The organism is Pseudomonas sp. CBC3 (assembly GCF_037967085.1).
In the GTDB taxonomy this organism is placed as follows: Bacteria; Pseudomonadota; Gammaproteobacteria; order Pseudomonadales; family Pseudomonadaceae; genus Stutzerimonas.
The window spans coordinates 398,795-414,464 of sequence record NZ_JBANEO010000004.1; the positions used below are offsets into that span (position 1 = coordinate 398,795).

Annotated in this window: 10 protein-coding genes; 3 read left to right on the forward strand and 7 right to left on the reverse strand. The window is 56.0% G+C overall.

The window, feature by feature from the left end:
- Window positions 1-75: 75 nt before the first annotated feature.
- Genes V6943_RS18510 through V6943_RS18525 form a run of 4 tightly spaced genes read right to left on the reverse strand, consistent with a single transcriptional unit; the run spans window position 76 to window position 4,683 of the window.
- The gene (locus V6943_RS18510) at window positions 76-1,527 is read right to left on the reverse strand and encodes an efflux transporter outer membrane subunit (protein WP_340554988.1); all 1,452 of its coding nucleotides are present in this window, start codon (window positions 1,525-1,527) and stop codon (window positions 76-78) included.
- Window positions 1,524-2,426 carry an HlyD family secretion protein gene (locus V6943_RS18515; protein WP_340554989.1) on the reverse strand — a complete coding sequence of 301 codons (903 nt, stop codon included), beginning with the start codon at window positions 2,424-2,426 and terminating at the stop codon, window positions 1,524-1,526. The genes V6943_RS18510 and V6943_RS18515 overlap by 4 nt, the downstream gene beginning before the upstream one ends.
- A complete protein-coding gene (locus tag V6943_RS18520; RefSeq protein WP_340554990.1) occupies window positions 2,423-2,632 on the reverse strand; it encodes a DUF1656 domain-containing protein in 210 nt (69 codons plus the stop codon). The genes V6943_RS18515 and V6943_RS18520 overlap by 4 nt, the downstream gene beginning before the upstream one ends.
- Window positions 2,629-4,683 carry an FUSC family protein gene (locus V6943_RS18525; protein WP_340554991.1) on the reverse strand — a complete coding sequence of 685 codons (2,055 nt, stop codon included), beginning with the start codon at window positions 4,681-4,683 and terminating at the stop codon, window positions 2,629-2,631. The genes V6943_RS18520 and V6943_RS18525 overlap by 4 nt, the downstream gene beginning before the upstream one ends.
- A gap of 194 nt (window positions 4,684-4,877) precedes the next feature.
- Between V6943_RS18525 and V6943_RS18530 the strand changes: the two genes are divergently transcribed.
- Window positions 4,878-5,762 carry a helix-turn-helix domain-containing protein gene (locus V6943_RS18530; protein ID WP_340554992.1) on the forward strand — a complete coding sequence of 295 codons (885 nt, stop codon included), beginning with the start codon at window positions 4,878-4,880 and terminating at the stop codon, window positions 5,760-5,762.
- 1,374 nt (window positions 5,763-7,136) lie between these two features.
- A complete protein-coding gene (locus V6943_RS18535) occupies window positions 7,137-8,438 on the forward strand; it encodes a tyrosine-type recombinase/integrase (protein ID WP_340554993.1) in 1,302 nt (433 codons plus the stop codon).
- 619 nt (window positions 8,439-9,057) lie between these two features.
- On the opposite strand, the gene V6943_RS18540 is transcribed toward V6943_RS18535, so the two are convergent.
- Window positions 9,058-9,564, reverse strand: coding sequence for a hypothetical protein (locus V6943_RS18540; RefSeq protein ID WP_340554994.1), 507 nt, complete (start codon window positions 9,562-9,564; stop codon window positions 9,058-9,060).
- A gap of 251 nt (window positions 9,565-9,815) precedes the next feature.
- Here V6943_RS18540 and V6943_RS18545 point away from each other — a divergent pair, with 251 nt between their 5' ends.
- Entirely contained in the window at window positions 9,816-10,118 is a 303-nt protein-coding gene (locus V6943_RS18545; protein WP_340554995.1) for a helix-turn-helix domain-containing protein, read from the forward strand.
- A 111-nt stretch (window positions 10,119-10,229) separates the two neighbouring features.
- On the opposite strand, the gene V6943_RS18550 is transcribed toward V6943_RS18545, so the two are convergent.
- Window positions 10,230-11,201 carry a hypothetical protein gene (locus tag V6943_RS18550; RefSeq protein WP_340554996.1) on the reverse strand — a complete coding sequence of 324 codons (972 nt, stop codon included), beginning with the start codon at window positions 11,199-11,201 and terminating at the stop codon, window positions 10,230-10,232.
- A gap of 473 nt (window positions 11,202-11,674) precedes the next feature.
- Entirely contained in the window at window positions 11,675-15,475 is a 3,801-nt protein-coding gene (locus tag V6943_RS18555; RefSeq protein ID WP_340554997.1) for a YobI family P-loop NTPase, read from the reverse strand.
- Window positions 15,476-15,670: the final 195 nt, after the last annotated feature.

Sequence of the window (15,670 nt, forward strand, 5' to 3'; positions counted from 1 at the left end):
CTTCCTGTCATCTCACTCTGAGTCTGGAAAGCGTCATTTGTCCTGGCATCGCGCGATCAGCGTTGTGCAGATAGCTCAATGGGCAAGCTGGGTCGACGGCGTACGCTCAGCGTCTTCCCATCCGCCACCCAACGCCAGGAACAGGTTGACCTGATCCAGCGACAGTTGTGCTTCCGATTCCGCCAGCGCGGCCTCGGCAAAGGCCAGGGTGCGCTCGGTGTCGAGGCTGTCGAGATAGGCCAAACGGCCTTCCTGATAGAGCCGACGGGTGTGATCGGCAGCGCGGCTGGCGGCGTCGCGGGAATCGCGCAGGGCACGGTTGCGCTGCAGATCGTGCGCATACCGCGCCAACAGCGTTTGGGTTTCGCGCAGGGCGTTGAGTACCACGCCGTCGAAACGCGCAAGAGCCGCGTCGGCGCCGGCTTCCATGGCACGGACCCGCGCGCGGTCGACTTTCGTCGGGATGTGCCAGGAAATGGACGGCCCGAATTCCCAGCGACGGGTAATAGGGTCGGCGATGTGTTCGAGCATGCCGGTATAGCCGGCCGAGGCGCCGAGGTTGATTTCCGGATACATCATTGCGGTGGCGACCCCGATATCTGCGGTGGCAGCAGCCAGGCTGCGTTCCGCCGCGCGGACGTCCGGACGACGCTTGAGCAACGCCGTGCCATCGCCAACCGGAATCGGCTGGCTCAGCTGCGGCGCGTGGCTGCAGGTAATGACCGGTTCTGGCAAGTCACCGGGCGTGCGGCCGAGCAGGGCGGCGACTTGATAAAACGCTGCGGATTTTTTCGTCTCGAACGGAGGAACCTCGGCACGCAGCGCCTCGACCTGAGCGCGTGCGCGAGCCACGTCTACTTCGGTGCCGCGACCGCCGCTGAACAGCCGCGTGGCCACATCCAGCTGGCGTTGTTGAATATCCAATGAATGCTTGGCGATCTTCAGTTCTTCGCCCGCGTGGCAGGCCTCGACATAATTGCGCACGACCTGAGCCACGACGGTGATGCGGGCGGCATCGAGGGCCGCGGCGCTGGCTTCAGCACTGGCTCCGGCTGATTCGGCGGCGCGCTTGAGCTTGCCGAACAGATCGAGCTGATAGCCGACCGAAAGCCCGGCATCGGCGAGGTTCATCACCGGGATCTTTTCCTGCAGTGCCAGTGACTCACTGGATAGCTGACCACGCGCGAGCGAGCCGGCACCACCAATCTCGATTTCCTGCGCGTGATGGGCCATCTGGAAGCCCTCGTAGGCGCGTCGCAGGTTGTGATAGGCCAGGCGCACGTCGGTATTGCGTTCCAGCGCCTCGCTCACCAGCCGGTCGAGGAGGGGGTCGTCATAGAGTTTCCACCAGTCGGCGGGCAACTCGGCTTGTTCCACCTTCGCATTACCGGCCAGATCGAATGGTGCCTGAGCTTCGGCACGTTGAATCGCGGCATCGCCCGGCAGCCGGTAATCGGGGCCCACCATGGTGCAGGCGCTGAGGGTGCCGACCAGAGCCAGCAGAGCAGTGAGGTTATGGCGTCTCATGGCGTTGCAGGCTCCACCTGGCCGGCTTGTGGCCAGGGCAGCACCGAGAGGGTCGCGGTTCGGCCGATGACCAGTCGGATGTCGGTTTGCTGGCCGTCTTCCAGCACCACGCGCACCGGTATTCGCTGGGCCAGTCGCACCCAGTTGAAGCTTGGATTGATGTTAGGCAGCAGCGAGTTTCCGCGTGCGCGGTCGCGGTCCTCGATACCGGCGGCAATGCTCTGGACATGGCCACGCAGGTGCTGCGATTCACCCATCAGCCGGATGTCCACCGGCTGGCCGATCTCGATGGCGTGCAGTTTGGTTTCTTCGAAGTAGCCCTCGACGCGCAACGAACGGGTATCGACGATCGACAGCACCGGTTTGCCGGTGTGGACGTAATCGCCGACGCGCATGGTCTGATCGCTGAGATAGCCATCGACAGGGCTGAGCACACGGGTGCGCTCCAGGTCGAGCCGCGCCACGCCGAGGGCGGCTTCGGCGGTCTTCAGTGCGGCTTCGGCGCGTTTAACCTGGGTGTCGCCGATTTCGATGGTTTCAGCGGCGATCAGGTCTTTCAGTACGCGGTTGCGCTTGGCTTCCCGGCGCGCCTGGGCGAGCCGCGCACGACGCTCCAGCACGGTCGCTTCGGCTTCTTCGAGGGCGAGTTCGAAGCGCGCCTGATCGATGATGAACAGCACCTGACCACGGCCGACCTTCTGGTTGTCCCGCACGCGCAGTTCGGTGACCAGGCCGGAAACGTCAGGCGCCACCTGAATGATGTCGGCGTGCACATGGCCGTCGCGGGTCCAGGGCGCTTCCATGTAGTAGTCCCACAGATGCACGCTCACCACGACGGCGATGGCGACGGCCAACAGGGTCAGCATCACCGAGCCGGCGGCAGGTATCCATTTCTTCACGATTCGACTCCCGGTATGAGGGTGGACAGGGCGCCCAGCACCATGACGTAGAGGGCGAGGTTGAACAGCGGCGGATGCCAGACCCAGCGGTACAGGCCCAGCCGGGCGAGGGCGACGCCCAGCAGGCTTTTGAGCAGATAGGCGGCAAGCATCAACACCAGCAGTACCGGCACGTAGACGCCATAGATATTCAAATGTCCGGTCATGCGGAGGCTCCGAGAGGGTCGTACCCGGTTGTGGTCGGTAGCGGCGCGGTGGCATGCGAAACCGCAGGGAACAGCGCGAGACGCAGGCCATGCAGCGCCAGGCAGGCGTCGTGCGCGGCCTGGCCGTCACGGCTCCATAGGTACTGCACGCCTTCATCCAGTTGCTCGCGCAGGCCATCTGTCGCGGACTGCGGATGACGGGCGCGAGCGCACACCTGGAAGTAATCGTGCAGCGCCAGAATGACCGGTTGCAGCCGTTGCTCGGCGTCTGCGGGCAGCGGCACTCGCTTGAGTTCCAGCAAGCGGAAGCACAGTCTCAAACCTCGGGTCGCGTCGTGCAGCGCCAGGCCCTGGTCGGCCAATTGGGCGAGGCGCGGCAGTAATTGAGCGGTACGGTCGATGACCTTGGAGGCGACGTCGTCGTGATCCTGTTTCGGCTTGGCCAGCGCAAGCCGCGAGAGACTGATCCAGCCGCTGCGAGCAAGACGCCGCGCCGCCCACTGCGTGCCGAATGGTCGGGTCAGGCGGGCCCAGATCAGCGCGAAGGTCACGCCCATGGCCGAGGACAGGGCGACATCGGCAAACCGCGAGAAATCGGCGGCGTAACGATCCTGAATGGTGAGGGTGGAAATGGTCTGAACCGCCAACAGAATCGCCGTCCCGGCATATTGAGGGCGACCGGAAAAGGTACCCAACAGCAGCAACGGTGCGGCTAGGAGAATGGCCAGGCTGCCAAAGTCATGCACGTTGGGCATCAGTGCAAAGAGGTAGATGGCGGCGGCTACGGTGGAGATCAGCGTCGCCACCAGCATCGATTTGATGAAAGGCGCCGGGTTGTCCTGGCTGGCGAAGAAACAGCTGGCGACGGCCGCAAGGAACACTCCGGTGTAGCCGTGCGCCCAGCCTGACCAATACCACAGCAGACTGACCAGCAGTACGAGGACCCCAGCGGACAAGGCGCTGAACGCCAGCAACGGATAGTCGTAATGACGGGGGGCGCCGATCAACTGGCGCACTCGATAGCGCAGCATCGGCGCCTGCTCGGGATGGCCCAGGGCAAAGCACCAGCGCAGCTCCAGGGCGTCCTGCCAGAGATCGATCAGTGCACGGATCTGCCCGAACGCACCGGCCAGCGCCAAGTGCTGTTCCGGATAGCTATCGCTCAGCCATGTTTGCAGCTGCCAGCTGCGCTCGACGAGGCGATCAGCATCGAGCTGCGCATCCTCGCCCTGCAACCATTGGCCGACGCGCTGCAGATATTCTTCGAACTCCGGCAGCGGCTCCGGCAGTTCCTGGCGTAGCTGACGCAGCGCGTCGCCCATGGAGATCAGCTGCGGCGCGAGCATCGCCATGCGTGCGCGGAATTCCCGGGCATGGCGGGTCGGAAGATGGCTGTCGGCGTCGTACTCAAGGTGCACGATCATGCCGTCGAGCCCCATCACATCGATCATCAATTGGTGCAACGCACGCTGATCGAGGGCAGCCGATCCCGTTGCGCCGAGCATCTGCAGCGCCCCGACGCGGGCATCGGCGAGCAGCACCGTCATACGCGCATTCAGCACCGGTGCGATGCGGCTGGGAAAGAGCAGCGCATTGACCAGGCTGGCACAGACGATGCCCAGCAGAATTTCCTCGGACCGGGCCAGCGCTACATCGAAGATATGCTGCGGATTGTTGACTTCGGTGAGGCTGATCAACGGCACGGTGTAGGCCGCAAGCATGAAGATGTAGCTGCGCGGTGAGCGGTCGATCAGCGAAAGGTAGAGCAGGGTGGTGAGCCACAACGATATGACCAGGCTCAGCATCACCGGCTGCTGGCCGAACAGCGGCAATATCGCAACCGATGCCGCTGCACCGAGTACGGTTCCCAGCGCCCGGTAGATCGCCTTCGAGCGCGTGGCGCCCGACAGCGGGTGCGAAACGACGTAAACCGAGGCCATCGCCCAATAGGGATTGTCCAGCGGAATGGCGAGCGCGATGTAAAGCGACAGCAACGCAGCGGTCAGCGCTTTGGCTGAAAACAGCCATTCGCGCCAGGTAGGCATATTCATGGTTTTAGTTTTTTCACGAGGCCGCATCGCGGGGAGCAGAGCGCTACGGCATGTTGCACAATTTGTTACATTTAACGGCGTTTCGATGTGACAAATCGAACAACCAACAGGACAATTCGGATTTTAAAAAATGTACCCGTGATCGTTGAGCATCGCGGGGCGCGTAAAGCAGGCGGTTTGCCTGTCGAGGTACGATGAAGCGAATTCCCAACTACGGCCTATATGGCGAGACCGCCCAGCCCGCCTGGCGCGACATGCTGCACTGCGAATGGATCAACGAACGCAGCGAGCAATTTCAGTGGGAAATCAAACCGCATCAGCACGATGCGCTGCTGCAGTTGTTCTACATCCGCAGCGGTGGCGGCGAGGTTTCGCTGGAAAACCAGCGCCTGCCATTCACCGGCCCGAGCATCCTGGTCCTGCCGAACCGCACCGTGCATGCGTTCAGCTACCAACGCGACACCGACGGACCGGTCATCACCGCGGCACAACGGCCGCTGGAATCGATGGCGCGCATCGTGGCGCCGGGGCTGTTGGGCTTCCTGCAGCGCCCGAGCGTCGTGCCGTTACCCTGGCAGGCGGACGGCAGCGAACCCATCTGGCCACTGATCGAACTGATCCAGGCGGAAGCGCGAAGCGAGGCCCGCGGGAACCTCGCAGCGGGCCATTCACTGCTGCTGACGTTGCTGATTCATGCCGCGCGGCTGGACGTCTCCATCAACACCGCACCACGGCCTGGAAAAAGCCGGCGTGCCGCCGTGCTAAGGCAATTCCGCGAATTGGTCGATAAGCACTTCCGCAACCACTGGACGCTGAGCCGCTACAGCGAAACCCTGGGAATGACAACAGCCACGCTCGGTCGCGTTTGCCGCGAAGAGGCCGGCGTTGCGCCCAGCGCGATCATCAACGAACGCATCGTCCGCGAGGCACAGCGGCAACTAGCCTATACGAGCCTGCATATCCAGCAGATCGCGCGTGACCTGGGTTTCGCCGACACCGCTTATTTCAGTCGATTCTTCCGCAAGCAGGCCGGACTCAAGCCCAGTGAATTTCGTGGTGCGTTCAAACGAGATGGTTGAGCACAAGTAGGTGGCCAATGGATTTACTTCATGCGATGCGAGTACAGGTAGTAATGGATGTGCGTTTTGTAATCCGTTACGGAGTTCGTGCATAGAGGGTTATGTTAACGATTCGCATAATCTATATTATGTTAAATAAACAATATGGACTGGCTATTGATTAGCCGTATGTATCTCTTTTCTTCGCACCCAATGTGACCGTTGGCATTTACGGACACTGCCAGCCCCTTATACCCCACATCCCCCGCAGATCCTGGCCTGCAGCCATTCTGCATAGCTCTTTCACGTGGAGAATCCGACAAATTCTGGACACCCAAACCTATGGGCAGCATGCGTAACCTATTGATTTATATGGATTGGCCATTCAATCGATCGTTTGAAGTATCGCTCTCAGTTTTCCGGCTATCTGGACAACGCATGCGCCGGCGCGAAAGCACCAGAATCTTGCAGCATCAGCAACCACGCGGCCTACAGCGGAGTGTGCACATTCCAGGACAAAATCTGGTGTTATTGCGCCCTGCGCTTATCTGGACAAAATCCTTTATCTCGCCGCTTTTATGCGTTTATTCAGTGTCAGGCCAATAGGCTGCCGGCCACCCAATGCTCACGCTCAGAGCCCATTTCAAGAGGCCTCGCGGCACAATCCAACGGCCGCTCTCGCCAAAGGCCGCTGCCATTCCACACGGAAGCACCAGACCCCGGCTCTGCAGGAAAGCACTGAAAACGACATCTTCCAGGACAAAATCCTGACCTAGCCATGCTCCTCATTCGCATCAGAGGTTGGTCGGGGCCCAATTTCATTGAGCCTGTGATCAGCTACGGAATTCAGGACAAAATCCGAAGTAAGCGCGACTTAAAATAAAAGAGGACAAATTCTTTGCTGTGCACGATGCAGTGCGTGCTCTATTTATCGCGAGGCCATCGTAGGCGCAGGTTCATTCAATATATTAGATAAAGTCGTTGCCGCGAAGGATAAATACACGTGAAGGCCAAATAAAAGGCAGCTTCGGGCCGCGCTACGCAGTAAAAATAAATCCACAATCCCGCACACAAAAATCAGTACGCAGAAATGCATGTACTGACCAACATGCTGACAATTAAATACTTAATCGAAGCTTCCTCCTGCGCACAAATAAAAACACACTGACAGTCGCTTTTAACGCTTTTGTCAAGAGCGTTTCTAAACTTTACGGATGAAAGGAGCGCCAGCAATAAGGGAGGTTGCGGCCGGCCGAAGTTGTAGCTAGGATCGAACTATTCGATTTGCATGCATGGCGATTGAGAGTAGCAACGGATGATGCTCAAACTTCCTAAAACAGTCAGATTAGGAAGTTCTTGATTCGTGAGGATTTGACCCTTTTACCGGTAACTTTGATGACCAGCACACCTCGGCCAATTTTTGAATCTCATGGCGATTTTGTCGATCAGGATTTCACAATTCTCCGATCTTCAATTAAAAGTGTTGGATTATATATGGATGAGTTTCCACTGGAGCTTGAAGCGAGTGCGAATTTTCTTTCGGCGCGTGGATACTTGCGTTGCTATGCACAGAATTCGCTTACATATAGTACCTACCGGGGGCATGTCGAACGCCTGATACTTTGGTCACTGATCATTCGTAAGAAATCGCTCAAAGACCTCCGGAGGGCTGACGCAGAGGCCTACCTTGCGTTTTGCAAGGCACCACCAGCTAGCTGGGTTGGCCCAGTAATTCGAAATCGATTCATTGCGTGTGCAGAACAAGATTTATCAAACTCAGGATTATGCCCTAACCCAAAATGGCGACCATTCACCCATCGTGTGCCCAAACAAGATAGCCAGCTTAAACTGCCTGAAAATAGTGATCAATCTCCGACGCCTGATTATCAGTCCTCGAAGGGAAGCATGAGTAATGTATTCAAAATAGCAAACGGATTTTATGAGTACCTAGTCGAAGAAGAGTTTGTCAGCGTGAACCCTTTCCGGAAAGTTTCGAAAAAAGGTCAGTACAGCGCGCCTGAACAGGACTCTAACACCTCACGCGCGCTAACACCTTTGCAGTGGGATTATGTTATTGATACCGCAGAGGCGATGGCACAAGCAGAGCCTGAGCGACATGAGCGGACTCTGTTTATTCTAACTACAATGTTTAGCATGTACCTTCGTATATCTGACCTAGTAGGACGAATCAACTGGCAACCTACCATGGGTGACTTCAGGCAAGATTTTGACGGGAACTGGTGGTTTCATGTAATTGGCAAGGGTGATAAGTCCGGTAAAATTGCTGTGCGTGATGAGTATATTGAGAAGTACCTCAAGCGATATAGAACGTTTTTAGGCCTCAACCCCCTGCCCGACTATCGGGAAAAAACACCGCTATTAAAAACATTAAGTGGGCGCTCTGGCCTCTCGGATAGACAAGTCCGCACCCTCCTCCAGATCGTCTTCGATAATGCACTGGTTCGTATGCGTGATGAGGGGCGCGAGCCTTACGAAATGGATAGTCTCAGGGCTGCGTCCTCCCACTGGCTTCGCCACACATCAGCCACATTCGACGCCCCCTTCAGGAGCCCTAAGGATCTGCAGTTCGACTTACGACACACGAACCTGGCGACCACTCAGAACACCTACTACCACTCACACGACCAGGAGAGAGCTCTGTCTGTAAAGCGTTTGAGAACTCGCGATAGAGGATAGCTAGCGGCGCCCTCCTTCGTTCCGCTTGTCAACATGTCACCCATTCGCGGCTGGGGTTTTCCTTGGGCCTGTGGTCAGTTCTTCAGACTGGGGGCTATGAGACGATGACTGAACCTTGAGCCGCGCCCTGTCGGGCCGGCTGTCGTGAACCAGGCCCCTGTCATGAATGACTGGGTCTTGGCCCTCCGGGCTTTCATCCTCGCGCCTGCGCGCTCCGCTTGCCGTGCGCTTCAGGAGTAACTCTGGAAAATACGGCTCTAAAGCCTAACCGAGCTATGACAACACAATACCCTCCTACCCTCTCTTACGGACGATGCGTTTGGCCGCATGCTTATTCCTGACAATAAGCAGTTCGGCGTCCAGGACTGTGCGCGAAATAAATGCAAGCGTCCGAAGCGTAGGCTGATCATCGATTGCTCGTGCGACCTCATCAGGATTGACTGACTTGTGCCCAACAAGTGAACGTCGCTTTCTGCTGCTACGAAGCACGTCGACCATCAACTGGCCAAGTTGACGAATCCCGCCCTCGTTCAGTTCCTGAGAGGGCTGTTGATCCCGTGAAGCGCCTAGGCACTTTTCTACCCATTGGCTGGGTAGAAAAATGCCGACATCAGGGCAGTCAATCGGTCACTGCACGCTCGCGAGCCCGGCGTACCCAAGGCGAGGTAACCAGCATGAAACATGCAATCCCGATAGCATCAGCCACAAAATTTTCGTAGGCGTAGACAAACGGAGTGCCGTTCATCACTGGGTCAACGAACATCTCGTTTCCAACTGAAAACGCCATAGTAATCAGCGCGCCAATCCAAGGCGTCCAGGGCAGGCCCGCGTTCAGATCACGCACGGTCGAACGATACACAACCCGCACAAATGCCAGTGGCCAGGTATAAAACGGGACTATCAGGATCTGCCTCAACACCTCCATGAAAGGCGTCACCTGAACTCGCCCCCGAGGCACACTGACGTAGCTTAGGAAAAACGGGAATGCGAACCCGAACAGCCAATGGCAGGCATTGTAATTCCAGCCGATCAGGTCGAAACACCGAAATTGGATCACCCAAAATCCAATCGAAATTGCCACGAAAATCAGGAACGGTACCGGAGCAGTGAATCGTTTAAGGAGCATTGATCAAAATCCTCTCAGGGCAACGGCGCCCATCAGGGAGACTATGCTTGATAAATTTGTGGCTCAACTCAATCCATGGCGTTTGCTCATAGTGGAACGTGAGTGCTGATTTCGTGCGCCTGCGAGACCAGGGCAAATCGACCACAGCATCTAGGTCTACCAACAAACCTATCCACCTCTCGACGTCCAGCGCTTGACGTGAACTGTATATCCAACCAGTATTTGAGCTCGACCTGCTTTTGGAGTCAAACATGAGCCCTTTCGTCGACATCCCTTTGTTCCACATGAGTCGCGAGCACTGCAAGCAAGCACGGGATCGGCTGAACTGGAGTGTCTATCAGCTCGCGGAGCAGTCTGGCGTGTCGCCCCTCGCGATCGAGCAATATGAGAGTGGCTTCAGAAAGCTCAAGCCTATCAGCCAACAAGCCATTGCGTACGCTTGCGAAGCTAGGGGGATGATGTTCATCCCAGGCCACCAAGTGATGTTCGGTGATAACGTGCGCGGTGCATGCCCAGATCCACGCCTCTCGCCCGATTATCACGAGACTGAGTAACTGCGATGCAGCAGGAGTCCCTCACCTCCTTCGCGATATCGTGCGAGAGACACGCATCACCACGGGTGGTCGACTCAAGAAATTGGGCACTGTATACGGATAGAGGAGTATCTACTTTCCGTCGCCAATCTCAGTGAGATTGAACCGATCAGGGGTGAACATCTCCCTGTGGTGGGCGGACGCCTTCCGCATCGCATCCTTGACGGGGGCAATATATGCCTTCCAACGGACAGGGTTGTATTGCTTTATGATGGACAGAACTGAATATTCCAAATTATGCAAAGGGTAATTAAATAGGGTATCCCCCTTAGAGAGCTTGGCCTTGAGATTACTGTAATACCCGTGACAATCAATTCGCCCCTTGTCATCTTTCAGAGTATAAAACAATATTTCCCTTGAAGCATCAGCTATTCTATTAACCTCCGTCATGTCTTTCTTAAGCAGAATCAACTCCAACTCAATAAAAGGCTTGTTCTTTTCTTCGGCCCGCTCTAGGGCGGACTCAAGGAGTTGAACTTTTTCCTGGTGATGAGCGGCAACGACATCCTGAGATACCTCATTCAGCCACAACTGATGGTTATATTCGGGAAGGCCACGGATAGGCTTTGAACTGTCCAATGCAAAGCCATACAAGCTGCCGCTAATCAGGGCCAATGCTTTTTTCATGTCTTCGGGCACATCAATACCGCTATGTACTTTTCCGAGAACATTACTCAGATTTTCGTTACGAACATCGCCATCGGTCACGCATACAACTTCAAGGAATCTCTTATCCCCGGCCGCCGCCAGCTGCTCGCGATAGAGAAAAATTCCATACAAAAGCGTGGCCATGTTATCCCATGCACCGGCTGTGATGATCTTGTAAGACCCCTCCGCTTCGTAAGCGACCATCTCAAGAATGGTCTTGGCCAAATTATCCTCGCAAATAACAATCACGGACGGGATCACATTTCCAACCGCAGAGCCCCGACGCTCTATCAATGTTGTCTTTGAGTTTTCACCTACCGACGTGGTGACAGAGGTCATGCCCATAAGCCCGACTCCAACGTTCACCTTGAATGCAATACTCTTCTTGTCTTCCATGACTCATCCTGTCAACAAGGCTTAGGGCAGCTTTTGTAGTGGTCAACGACACCCTCGATCCGCTCCCTGCATAGCTTACTCTTTTCAGTAGAATCCGGTTCATCCTTAGGGGTCAAAACGACAAAGGCTGTACAGCGCTGAAGCAAGATGGCCTGAGCCAGGCCGGTGTGGCATTGGCGCTCAAGCTTTCCACGTAGACAGGGGTGGCCACAGCGTCAGTACCGCCATGCCTAATGCCAGTGCGGCCGTTCTGTAGGTACCACGCTATCCATGTTCTTCGGAATAACTAATTGAAGAGGATCAGGGCTGTATCTCTCTGAAAATTAAACGGAAGGTTGGTCAATTTGTCTCTTAGATAGAGTTCCTTTAGCGGCAGCCGCTGAACGCAACCGGTATCGCAAAAGGGAGCTATCGGGCCGGAAGCGGCCCTAAATATCCCTTTCCTGGATGCTCATCGCCGCACGCAATTCACGTTAAGCCATTTGGTTTCGTTTGCTGAACACGACGGTACGTTTGGATTCAAACCTCACAGCCCCCACGAACTCTCTCCGCTTCAGCGCGTCAACTAGTCGACGATCATCGTTGGAGGTTGGGAGGTGTGCACGTCTCTTCCAAACGAGCGCACCATGTTCCTCTCCGAGTAGAGGGAGAACCCTCGCTACATCAGCCCAGCTGCAGTTCATCTGCAGCGCCTGGATGATCATCTCTGTCCGCTTCTGGCTGCTCAAAGCGGGATCTGAAAGGCAGTGTGTAATCACGGGCAAATAACTGGACGGGAATGTGGCTTGTTCCTTGTTCGCGCGCGCGCAAACGTTTGCCAGCTCCTCGACCGCGCCTTCCCATGTGCTATACATCTCTGCCGTTATGCCCTGCCATATCGTCATGGTATCCGCTAGGGATGCAACACCAGAGCGAGTTAGAGAAACTACCAACCCTATCGGTAATGCTGACAAGTTCAGTGAGTTACGGGCTTCCCGCCAATGATGGGCGATATAGCGAAACTCCGCTGAAGACTCATATTGCGAAATAAGTTCTTTGATTTCTTTGCTGAAAGGGACGAAGGACGCGTTGGAGAAAAAGGCCCAGCGCGTCGCTGGGACAGTCCCGTTCACCAACACTGACGGCGCCAAGACGATGGACGAGAAAAGGGTCTTCAGTGTGTCACCGCTGACCTGCTCATTTTGGATGATGAACGTCTGCAACTCCTCCTCACCTTCGACACCCCAAAGCTCATTGGCAAGGGTTGCCGCATTACGGGTCAGGAACTCGACGAAGATAGGTACTGCTGTGTCGCCCAAGTCAGCTAGCTCAGGCTCATTAGAGGATTTGGAGTTGCTGTTGGGCGTAATGACAACGCCGTCGAAGAATGTCCACGCGGCATCCCCGGGTTTGCTGAGACGCTCAGACTGCAGGGCCGGCAACCACAGCGCGGATGGAAGCTTATCCAGCTCGGTCAGCATGCAGGTTGTACGCTCGAACATTTCCAACCGGAGGTCATCTTCGTCTTCAAGAAGAGCAAGCACAGCAAGTAGTGAGCCCTCCGTTTCGTCCAAGAAGCCCATCTGGCCCAGCAGCTCTCCCACATACTTTGAGGGTGATTTTTCAACAAGGCCATCGAAGCCCACCAGCCCCAGCCGACCAAGCCGGTGATGGGATACTGTTCCGACTTCGGTGTGTGGCTCCAAGGCACTACATAGCAGCCTCAGCATCGGCATAGTAGGACTGATGCAGCCCCACTCGACCAAGGCTTTGAGATCTTCAGCTGTCGTAGCGTCGCTGGCATTACAAAACTGTGCAGGTTTGTTTTTCAGCCATGCCCAGCCCATTTGGCCGGACGCAAGCCCAGGAACCAGCTTTGATACCTCACGCAGGTCGTTGATAACCTTCAGCAGCGTACCCCTACGCCCCTGCAGTTGTTCAACCTGATCAGCCGACAAGCTGTCCAACACCATAACCACCAGGTCTTCGCGAGCGAGGTTCGCTTTGTCGTAGGAGAGGAGCTGATTGATAAGGTTGGAATCGTTCCTGAAAAGTGCCTTGATGACAGCACTTCTGTCCTCCTCTGGTAGAAGCTCGACCGCCCCAGAAAGGCGCCCCATGTGGTGATGGCTGCTTTTGAGGATTACCGAGAGCTTTTCTTCCCTGGCCTCGACGTCATCCTGGCGCGGGCGAACAAGCTCAGCCATCAAGTGCATTAACAATCCTTTGCCCTTGTCGACTGAGTCGAGATCTAGCTTGCTAGCGACTCGCTCCGGGTTTCGTATTGGGGTACCGACATCGAGCATTTCGCCCCGGGCGAGCGCCATCGTGAGTTTCTTGTCCGACTGGCTCAACGAGCCTTCGTAGAAATAACCAAGGTAGTCTGTGTAATCGGTGTCAAGATGACCTCGATGCAGCAGGAAAGTGATCAGCTCGTAGCCTTTGGGCTCCGGGGTGAACGAATCCCCATAGCCATCGTTACATGCCTCCCTGAACGGCATGGTTTTCAACTTGGCAATCTTTCTCTGAAGATCAATTATCTCGTCGTCAATGTCATCGATTGACACCTCGAGGCCCGCAACGCGCTGCGGATACGACAGCTCCTGCAGCAGAGTCTTAGGCTGTTGGGCCGTCCCTTTCTGGTGACCATATGCCCGTCCAGTCATCTGCACTGGGTAGACATTTCTCTCGCTAGCCACCCGGTTAAACACTTCGTCTTCGACAAATTCTAATAGGGAAACAACAGTTTGGTCTTCCAACCATAGGACGTTGGCGCCTCTAATATCGCCTCTGCGGATGAGCTCAAACCAGACGCACGCGCGCAGACTCGTAAGATCAGTGGCGACCTCCGATTCACGCGTCGCACGGCGGCTTTTTAACGCTGAAATGGCAAGCTGATGGCGTTGAACCTCCGATTTGACCCAAGCGGGATAGCCTTCAATTACCTGGTAGATCAGGCCTCTTCGCTTGAGCAGATCCGAATACGCCTCAGGGTGCAGGTTCCTCAGCGCTACCATCGCGAAAAGCTTATTCGGGTCGAGCACCAGACCGTCATTCGCAAGGTTGTGGGCGTAGATGTCGAACTCGTTCACGATGTTCTTGATCAGCCGCATCTCATCGATGTGGTATCCCACCGTCTCGATCAGCTTGGGCGTGAGGCCGGCATGAAGCGGCTCACCGCCCACATATCGCTGCCCCAAAAGCTCAATGAGCTTTTCCCGCGAGTTTTCTGAGTTCACCACAGGGATGATTGGGATTATCAGGTCAAAAAATTTCGTCTTGTCTGTGACGGTAAACATCTCATCTCGCAGCGCATAGATGAAATGGATGGGACGCTTGACCTGTGGGGACTGCCTAATGATGAAGTTAATCTCTCGCAGTCTGAAAAATATCTCCTGAATGTCGAACCTATCCAGGTCTTCGATGACCACAACATTGATGTCGCTGCGTTCAAAGCAGTAGATAATCTCGTCGATGTTCTTGTGCAAAACCGACGCATGATGGATCGCCTCAAGCTTGCCGCCTCTGAGCGTGAGGCCATCGATACTAAACAGAGAAAGCAGCTTCAAGCCCGAGTACAAGATCCATACGCCACCGGCCAGCACTACACCCAGGGCAACAGGTTCGGGCACCCACATCAGCCCCTTTAATGCGAAATCCTTGGCCACGTCCGAAAGGGTTTGGAGCTTTGGCGCTCCCAGGCGCAATGCACAAATTCCAATTCCAGCAACGCATAACGTACGCCAGCCAACTCGTAGTGTTGAAGCGTGCGAAATACGTTTAAGCCGGGTCTTGGGAAGCTGCTTCGCTTGTACCGCGTACAGAAGCTGTTGGACGATCGTCTCTTCGATACGATTGATCAGATCGGTACTGGCTGCGCCATCGCTATTGGCGGCAACAGATGCAGAAGTCCCAGGTTCCACAGATTCAGCTGACTCATTAGATGATTTCTGCGCGACAGGCGAGGGAGCATTCGCTTTGGTGAACGTGGCCAGCGAGACGAAGGTGTGTTTGAAGCTGCGGTGGTGCTCGAAAAACGTTTTTAGGACACTACTCTTGCCCGCGCCATAGCCACCAGTGATCGCAATGTTTAGTACTTCGTCGTTTTGCAGCGCTCGTAGAAGCTCGCGTTCATACCGCGCGGCTCTTTCGTCCTCCACCAACACCGGGGTGAGAGGTTCGAAAAAGCGGTCATCGTCACTACGCCAAGCTTTAAAGGATCGCCGTGCTGCACGGCCACCGGCGACAAGCGCCCACCAACAACGGCTAGCGCCGCGCGTGATTCTCCTAAACATCTACCTGATCCTGATTCTTGGGCTTTCGTACATCGCTGAGCGCGCAGACCTTCCAATGCCACGTCCACGCGATGGCCTGCAGGCCTAGGCAACGCCCTGATAGTAGCTATATGCCATACACCAAGGCTTCGCGCTAGGCAAGCTTACGATAAGCATGATCAGCCCATACGGAAGCAACCACGGCGTCCGGCTACC

Excerpts from the sequence above, each read along its gene's own strand:
- V6943_RS18510 (WP_340554988.1), bottom strand. The coding sequence starts at position 1,527 with ATGAGACGCCATAACCTCACTGCTCTGCTGGCTCTGGTCGGCACCCTC.
- V6943_RS18520 (WP_340554990.1), bottom strand. The coding sequence starts at position 2,632 with ATGACCGGACATTTGAATATCTATGGCGTCTACGTGCCGGTACTGCTG.
- V6943_RS18525 (WP_340554991.1), bottom strand. The coding sequence starts at position 4,683 with ATGAATATGCCTACCTGGCGCGAATGGCTGTTTTCAGCCAAAGCGCTG.
- V6943_RS18530 (WP_340554992.1), top strand. The coding sequence starts at position 4,878 with ATGAAGCGAATTCCCAACTACGGCCTATATGGCGAGACCGCCCAGCCC.
- V6943_RS18535 (WP_340554993.1), top strand. The coding sequence starts at position 7,137 with ATGACCAGCACACCTCGGCCAATTTTTGAATCTCATGGCGATTTTGTC.
- V6943_RS18540 (WP_340554994.1), bottom strand. The coding sequence starts at position 9,564 with ATGCTCCTTAAACGATTCACTGCTCCGGTACCGTTCCTGATTTTCGTG.
- V6943_RS18545 (WP_340554995.1), top strand. The coding sequence starts at position 9,816 with ATGAGCCCTTTCGTCGACATCCCTTTGTTCCACATGAGTCGCGAGCAC.
- V6943_RS18550 (WP_340554996.1), bottom strand. The coding sequence starts at position 11,201 with ATGGAAGACAAGAAGAGTATTGCATTCAAGGTGAACGTTGGAGTCGGG.
- V6943_RS18555 (WP_340554997.1), bottom strand. The coding sequence starts at position 15,475 with ATGTTTAGGAGAATCACGCGCGGCGCTAGCCGTTGTTGGTGGGCGCTT.